Annotated in this window: 6 protein-coding genes; 5 read left to right on the top strand and 1 reads right to left on the bottom strand. The window is 69.2% G+C overall.

Features of this window, described 5'->3' with window-relative positions:
- Positions 1-363 precede the first annotated feature (363 nt).
- The gene (locus N2M23_RS18880; RefSeq protein ID WP_265447671.1) at positions 364-594 is read right to left on the bottom strand and encodes a helix-turn-helix domain-containing protein; all 231 of its coding nucleotides are present in this window, start codon (positions 592-594) and stop codon (positions 364-366) included.
- A 179-nt stretch (positions 595-773) separates the two neighbouring features.
- On the opposite strand from N2M23_RS18880, the gene N2M23_RS18875 reads away from it, so the two are divergent.
- The 5 genes from N2M23_RS18875 to asnB all read left to right on the top strand — a co-directional run bounded on the left by N2M23_RS18875 (position 774) and on the right by asnB (position 6639).
- Positions 774-1466, top strand: a complete 693-nt coding sequence (locus N2M23_RS18875) for a CpaB family protein (protein ID WP_265447670.1) — start codon at positions 774-776, stop codon at positions 1464-1466.
- The gene (locus N2M23_RS18870) at positions 1467-2825 is read left to right on the top strand and encodes a CpaE/TadZ family protein (RefSeq protein WP_265447669.1); all 1359 of its coding nucleotides are present in this window, start codon (positions 1467-1469) and stop codon (positions 2823-2825) included.
- A 20-nt stretch (positions 2826-2845) separates the two neighbouring features.
- Positions 2846-4270: a WS/DGAT/MGAT family O-acyltransferase gene (locus tag N2M23_RS18865; protein ID WP_265447668.1), complete on the top strand. Its 1425-nt coding sequence runs from the start codon at positions 2846-2848 to the stop codon at positions 4268-4270.
- Positions 4267-4704 carry a DUF6912 family protein gene (locus N2M23_RS18860; RefSeq protein ID WP_265447666.1) on the top strand — a complete coding sequence of 146 codons (438 nt, stop codon included), beginning with the start codon at positions 4267-4269 and terminating at the stop codon, positions 4702-4704. Before N2M23_RS18865 ends, N2M23_RS18860 begins: the two co-directional genes overlap by 4 nt.
- A 105-nt stretch (positions 4705-4809) precedes the next feature.
- Positions 4810-6639, top strand: coding sequence for an asparagine synthase (glutamine-hydrolyzing) (gene asnB / locus N2M23_RS18855; protein ID WP_265447664.1), 1830 nt, complete (start codon positions 4810-4812; stop codon positions 6637-6639).
- Positions 6640-6663: the final 24 nt, after the last annotated feature.

Genomic DNA, 6663 nt, shown 5'->3' with positions numbered 1-6663 from the left:
TAAGTCGAAACGGTTGCGGCGTGTGCGCGGGTCTGGCCTCGTGGGCGTGCATAAGTCGAAACGGTTGCGGCGTGTGCGCGGGTCTGGCCTCGTGGGCGTGCATAAGTCGAAACGGTTGCGGCGTGTGCGCGGGTCTGGCCTCGTGGGCGTGCATAAGTCGAAACGGTTGCGGCGTGTGCGCGCGTCTGGCCTCGTGGGCGTGCATAAGTCGAAACGGTTGCGGCGTGTGCGCGGGTCCGGCCTCGTGGGCGTGCATAAGTCGAAACGGTTGCGGCGTGTGCGCGGGTCTGGCCTCGTGGGCGTGCATAAGTCGAAACGGTTGCGGCGTGTGCGCGCGTCCGGCTGCGGCGGCAGCCCCCTCGATCAGTCGTCGGACTCGGGCTCTGAGTCGGCGAATTCTCCGGAGGCGATCCGCGAACGCGAGTCGTCGTACTGGCGCTGGATGAACGCCTCCAGCTCGACGAACTCGATGCGCCAGGCCTTGCCGATCTTGATGGCGGGCAGCTCACCGCTGGTCACTAGGCCGTAAGCCTGCCGCGAGGAGATGTTGAGTGTCTCGGCGACATCTGCGATCGATGCGAAGCGTGCGGCCACGGTCGATGCACTTCCTCTCGGTGGGCCTTCTGCGTTCCTGATGCGACTCATTGTGGCGCATCTTCCACCCAGGCCAGCGCAACCCCTGTGGATAACTTTTCCGGCGCGGCTGCGAATCTCTCTACGCTGGGCGCCTTGCCACCTGTCCGGTGGCGCCCGGAGCGAACGGAGACGGTGGTATGGCGCAGCTGCGGCGATCGAGGACTGACGATGACGAGCTGCCGCGGCCGATCGCCGGCCGACTGCAGCGGCCGTCGTGGAGGGATGCGCGACTGGTCGCCGGGGTCGTCCTGATCCTGGTGGCGATGCTGGCCGGCGCGGCCGCGCTGCGGCACTACGACGACTCGGTCGAGGTGCTGCAGGTGTCCCATCCGCTCGTGCCCGGTCAGTCGGTGACCGCGGCGGACGTCCGCCCGGTCAAGGTCCGCATCGACAAGAGCGCAGGCACCTACTTTCGCGCCGACGCGGCCATGCCGTCCGGTGAGGTGCTTCGTGAGGTGCGGGCGGGTGAGTTGTTGCCCCGGTCCGCGGTTGGTTCGTCGTCGTCGGTGCATCTGAAAGCCGTTGCGCTCCCAGTGGATTCGTCGCAGTCGGCCAACCTGCTGAAGGGCTCGATCGTCGACGTGTGGGTCTCGGTCAAGCAGAAGGGCGCGACCGGTCAGGAGACCTTCGAGGCCCCGCAGCGGATGATGGAGCGCGCGGTGGTCGCGCGGGTGCCGCAGCGGGCGGGCGGCCTGACGGTGGCGACCGACTCCGACGCGGTCCACGTGTTGGTGCCGGACGACAAGGTCGCCGGGGTCCTCGCCGCGGTGAACACCGGCGCGAAGGTCAACCTCGTCCCGGCCGCCGGCTCGCCGCTCAAGGGGGAGTAGATGAACGTCACCGTGGTGACCGGCATCGGGGCGGCCGGGGAAGCGACCGTTGCCGAGGCGCTCGGCAACGCGCCGGAGCTGCGACTGGTGCGCCGGTGTCCGGATGTGGCCGACCTCCTCGCGGTCTGCGCCGCTGCCCGAGCCGACGTGGCGGTCGTCGCGCCCGACTTCACCGGGCTGGACCGGACCGTTCTCGGGCAGCTGCGAGCCGCCGGGGTCGGCATCGTCGGCGTGCACCGACCGGGGGACGAGGAGCAGCAACGTGTCCTGCAGCAGTGGGGCGTGGTGACCTTGTTGCCGATCGGCGCGGAGGTGCGCGACCTCGCGGCTGCGGTGCGGTCGGCGGTGCCGGCTTCGGCGCACTCGACGGAGGAGGCGGATTCCCTTCCGGCTGAGGCTCATTCGCCCGCGGACCTCGATCATGAACTCGCCGCCCTGACCTCTGGGTCCGCGGGTGCGCCATACGTCCCTGCCAACCCCTTCATCGGTGACCAGCCCACGCCGCAGGCGCCGGACGGCAGCGGCGCGGGCCGGGTGGTGACCGTATGGGGTCCCGGTGGTGCGCCTGGGCGTACGACGGTGGCGGTCAATCTGGCGGCTGAGGCGGCCAGGTCGGGCGTGCCTGTCGTGCTGGTCGACGCGGACACCTACGGTGCGGCCGTCGCCCAGCACCTCGCGCTGCTGGACGAGGCTCCCGGGGTCGCCGCGGCGACCCGGTTGGCCGACTCCGGCCACTTGGACCTGCACTCGTTGGCCGCAGTCGCGCCGGAGGTGTCGCCGGGTTTTCGGGTGCTCACCGGATTACCCCGCACCGAACGCTGGCCGGAGCTGCGCGAGGACGCCCTGACTGCTGTCCTCGATCAGTGCCGTCGGCTCGCCGCACTGGTGGTGATCGACGTCGCCGCGCCGTTGGAGGAGGACGAGGAGCTCAGTTACGACACCACCGCGCCGCGGCGCAACGCTGCGACGCTCGCCGCGCTGCGAGCAGCAACGACCGTGCTGGCCGTCGGCGCCGCCGACCCGGTCGGTCTGCAACGCCTTGTGCGCGGCCTGGACGAGTTGCGCTCGGTCACCGCCGATCAGCCGGTGGTCGTGGCCAACAAGGTCCGCTCCGGTGCCGTCGGCAGCTCGCCCGCGCGTCGGGTCGCCGAAGCTCTGCAGCGGTTCGCGGGCGTGTCCCGGCTGACACTCGTGCCCGATGACCGCGATGCCACCGACGCCGCGCTCCTCGCCGGTCAGGTGCTGGCGCAGCAGGCGTCGTCCTCACCGACTCGCCGGGCGATCGCCGAGTTGGCAGCCGAACTCAGCGGGGCCCCGACCGTCCCCACCAGGAGGGCGCGTTTCGCGGGGCGCCGTTGAGCCCGTGCCACTATGACCCCGTGGCCGATCGACTGAGCGCCCTCGATGCGTCCTTCCTCTATCTGCAGGACCGCACGACGCCGATGCACGTCGGGTCGGTGCTGATCTTCGACCCGCCGGACGGCGGGTTCGAGTACGAGAACCTGGTGAGTCTGGTCAGCAACCGGATCGCTTACGTGCCCCGCTATCGGCAGCGGGTGCGCCAGGTGCCGGGCCGGCTGCTGCCGCCGGTCTGGGTCGACGACGACCGGTTCGACGTCAGTTACCACGTACGCCGTGCCGCGCTCCCGCGGCCGGGCAGCACCGCCCAACTCGAGGAGTTCGTCGCCCGGGTGCAGGCCCGCACCCTCGACGCGACCCGCCCGCTGTGGGAGCTCTATCTGGTCGAAGGGCTGGAGGGTGGCCGCTTCGCGATCGTCACCAAGTCGCACGTCGCGCTCGTCGACGGCATCCACGCCATCGACATCGGTCAGATCATCGTCGACCCCGAGGCCGGCCGCGACCAGCCGGTGCCGCACACCTGGCGGGCGTCCCGGTCGCCGAGTGAAGTGGAGCTGCTGCTCGGTGTCGCCGTCGACGTCGCACGCCGGCCGACTCGGGTGATTGACCTGGCCCGCGGCGGAGTCGGCGCCGCAACCTCCGAGGTCTGCCGCATCGCCCGGCGCGGCACCGCGACCGCGGCCGTTGCGGCCGGAGCACTCGCGAAGGCGGTTGCCCGTCCGGCTCCGCCCAGTCCGCTCAACAGATCGGTCGGCGTGCACCGCCGCTTCGTGATGGTCTCGACCGATCTGGACGATTACCGCCGCATCCGTGCGGCGTGCCAGGAACGGGTGACCGTGCACGACGTCGTGCTGGCAACAATCGCGGGGGCGTTGCGGGGATGGCTGCTCGCCCGCGGTGAAGCGGTGGACGCGACCGAGACCGTGCGCGCACTGGTCCCGCTCAGCGTCCGCGGCGGCGAGGCCGCCGAACACCTCGACGAAGAAGTCATGCCGGCCTTCGTCGACCTGCCGGTCGGTGAGCCGCGGCCGATGATGCGGCTGCACCAGATCGCGTTCGCCATGCAACAGCAGCTCGACAGCGGCAGTGCGGCCGTCGACGCGGCGTCGATCGCCGGACTCGCCGGATTCGCTCCGCCCACGCTGCATTCGCTCGGTGCGCGGCTGGGCAACGCGATGTCGCGGCGGATGTTCAACCTCGTGGTGACGAACGTCCCCGGCCCGCAACAGCCGCTCTACGCCGGCGAGGCGCCGATGGTCGAGTCCTATCCCGTCATACCGTTGCCGAAGGCGCAGACGCTTGCGATCGGGCTGACGTCCTACAACGGCCGGGTCGACTTCGGGCTCAATGCCGATCGCGACCAGATGCCTGATGTGGACCTGCTCGGCCAGTGCGTCATCGACGCGCTCACCGAGCTGCTGGACGAGATGGAGGCCCGGGTATGACGAAACGCGCGACCAGCCGACGCCGCGTCTATCTCCCGCTCGACGGTCCCTCGTTGGCGCACCTCGACGAGTCGAAGCTCCTTGAGGGCAAGGGGATTCACGGGTACGCGGTGACCCGCGAGCTGCGAGCTGCGGCACCCAACGAGGACGCCGAGGGGCTGGAGTACCTCGCCATGCAGGACGCGGCGACCATCGCAGCCGGGCACGATCTGCGGGTCGTCGCTGCCGTCGACCTCGATCCGGAGCAGGTCGGTGAGGGCGCGCACGGCGAGGTCGACACCGAGGTGTCGCTGCTCGGTGACGTGCCGTTGCGGTGGGTGGCGAGCCTGCACGTGCTGGATCCCCCGGGTGAGCGTGACGTCGACGCAGATCTCGAGCTCTCCTGGTACGACGTGACCGAATTGCGCGACGTGCGAAGGCTTTTGCAGCCCTGACGGGCCCTGACGAAATCCTTAACTAACCTTGGCGTCTTTCTTACGTCCTGTTCAGTTCGGCCTGTTAGTTTTCATAGATAAACGAACTGAACAGGAGGTATGTCCATGTGTGGAATCGCCGGCTGGGTGTCGTTCGACCGTGACCTGCGAGGTGAGCAGCGCACCATCGACACGATGACCGAGACGATGGCCTGTCGAGGTCCGGACGATCGCGGCACCTGGGTGCGCGAGCATGCTGGGCTGGGCCACCGGCGATTGGCGATCGTCGACTTGCCGGGCGGTCGACAGCCGATGGCAGGCGACGCTGCCCCGGTCGGGCTGGTCTACTCCGGCGAGTCCTACAACTTCGTCGAATTGCGTAGTGAACTACAGGGATTGGGACACCGCTTCCGCACCGACTCCGACACCGAGGTGGTGCTCGAGGGTTATCTGGAATGGGGCATCGGCGTCGCCGAGCGGCTGAATGGCATGTCCGCCTTCGCGATCTGGGACGAACGCGAGCAGCGGCTGCACCTGATCCGCGACCGGATGGGCATCAAGCCGCTCTACTTCTATCCGACCCCGGACGGTGTGCTCTTCGGCAGCGAGCCCAAGGCCATCCTCGCCAATCCACTGGCTCGCAAGGTGGTGACCATCGACGGCCTCCGGGAGCTGTTCGCCTTCGTCAAGACACCGGGGCACGCGGTCTGGGACGGCATGCACGAGGTCGAGCCCGGAACGGTCGTCACCGTCGATCGCAATGGCGTTCGCACGCACCGCTACTGGCAGTTGTCCACCACCGAGCACCCCGACGGTGTCGAGCGGACGGTGGAGACCGTCCGTGATCTGCTCGACGACATCGTGCGGCGCCAGCTGATCGCCGACGTGCCTCGCTGCATGCTGCTTTCCGGCGGCCTGGACTCGTCCGCGCTCACCGCTCTGGCAGCGCAGCAGCTCGCCGCCACCGGTGAGATCGTGCGCTCCTTCGCGGTCGACTTCGTAGGCCAGACAGACAATTTCGTCGCCGATCCACTGCGCAGCACGCCGGACACGCCTTACGTGCACGACGTCGCCGAGCGCAGTCGGACCCAGCACCAGGACATCGTGCTCGACCCGGCGCAGCTTGCCGACCCGGCCGTACGGCGGGCGGTCGTGCAGGCCCGCGACCTACCCGTCGGGCTCGGTGACATGGACGGCTCGCTCTACCTGCTCTTCGCCGCCATCCGCAAGCAGTCGACGGTGGCCTTGTCCGGAGAGTCGGCCGACGAGGTGTTCGGCGGGTACAAGCAGTTCTTCGACGAGCGCGCCCGCACGGCCGACACCTTTCCGTGGCTGGCGAATGCCGCGCAGCTGAGCGTCATGGGTGGTGCCGAGAAGGCGCTGCGCAGCGATCTGCACGGGTCGCTGCGGCTTGCCGACTACCAACGGGACAGCTTCGCCGAGGCGTCTGCGCAGGTCGAGCACCTGCCGGGGGAGTCCGAGTTGGAGCGAGCGATGCGGCGGATGTCCTACGTGCACCTGACCCGGTTCGTCCGGATCCTGCTCGACCGCAAGGATCGGGCGAGTATGGCGGTGGGCCTCGAAGTGCGGGTGCCGTTCTGCGACCACCGCCTCGTCGAGTACGTCTACAACGCTCCGTGGGCGATGAAGAACTTCGACGGCCGGGAGAAGTCGCTGCTGCGGGCGGCCGCCAAGGACGTGCTGCCCCGGTCGGTGGTGGACCGGGTGAAGTCGCCGTACCCGTCGACGCAGGATCTCGGTTACGTGTCGCGGCTGCAGCAGCAGGCGGCCGACGTGCTCGCCGACGCCGCGCACGACGTCTTTGCGCTCGTCGATCGCGACTGGCTGACCGAGCAGATCGCCCTCGAGCCGGCGCACGCCGAACGCGCAGGTCTGGAGAAGGTTTTGGACCTGCACGCCTGGATCGAGCTCTACCAGCCGGAGCTCAAGGTCTGAGTGGCTCGCACCGTGCGGCCGCAC

It is taken from the genome of Flexivirga meconopsidis (genome assembly GCF_026162425.1).
Classification (GTDB): domain Bacteria; phylum Actinomycetota; class Actinomycetes; order Actinomycetales; family Dermatophilaceae; genus Flexivirga; species Flexivirga meconopsidis.
Note: the sequence above shows the minus strand (reverse complement) of the source record. Positions and strands in the feature narration are given on the sequence as shown.

What these genes read in the sequence shown, in the direction of transcription:
- N2M23_RS18875 (WP_265447670.1), top strand. Translation starts at nt 774, where the DNA reads ATGGCGCAGCTGCGGCGATCGAGGACTGACGATGACGAGCTGCCGCGG.
- N2M23_RS18870 (WP_265447669.1), top strand. Translation starts at nt 1,467, where the DNA reads ATGAACGTCACCGTGGTGACCGGCATCGGGGCGGCCGGGGAAGCGACC.
- N2M23_RS18860 (WP_265447666.1), top strand. Translation starts at nt 4,267, where the DNA reads ATGACGAAACGCGCGACCAGCCGACGCCGCGTCTATCTCCCGCTCGAC.
- asnB (WP_265447664.1), top strand. Translation starts at nt 4,810, where the DNA reads ATGTGTGGAATCGCCGGCTGGGTGTCGTTCGACCGTGACCTGCGAGGT.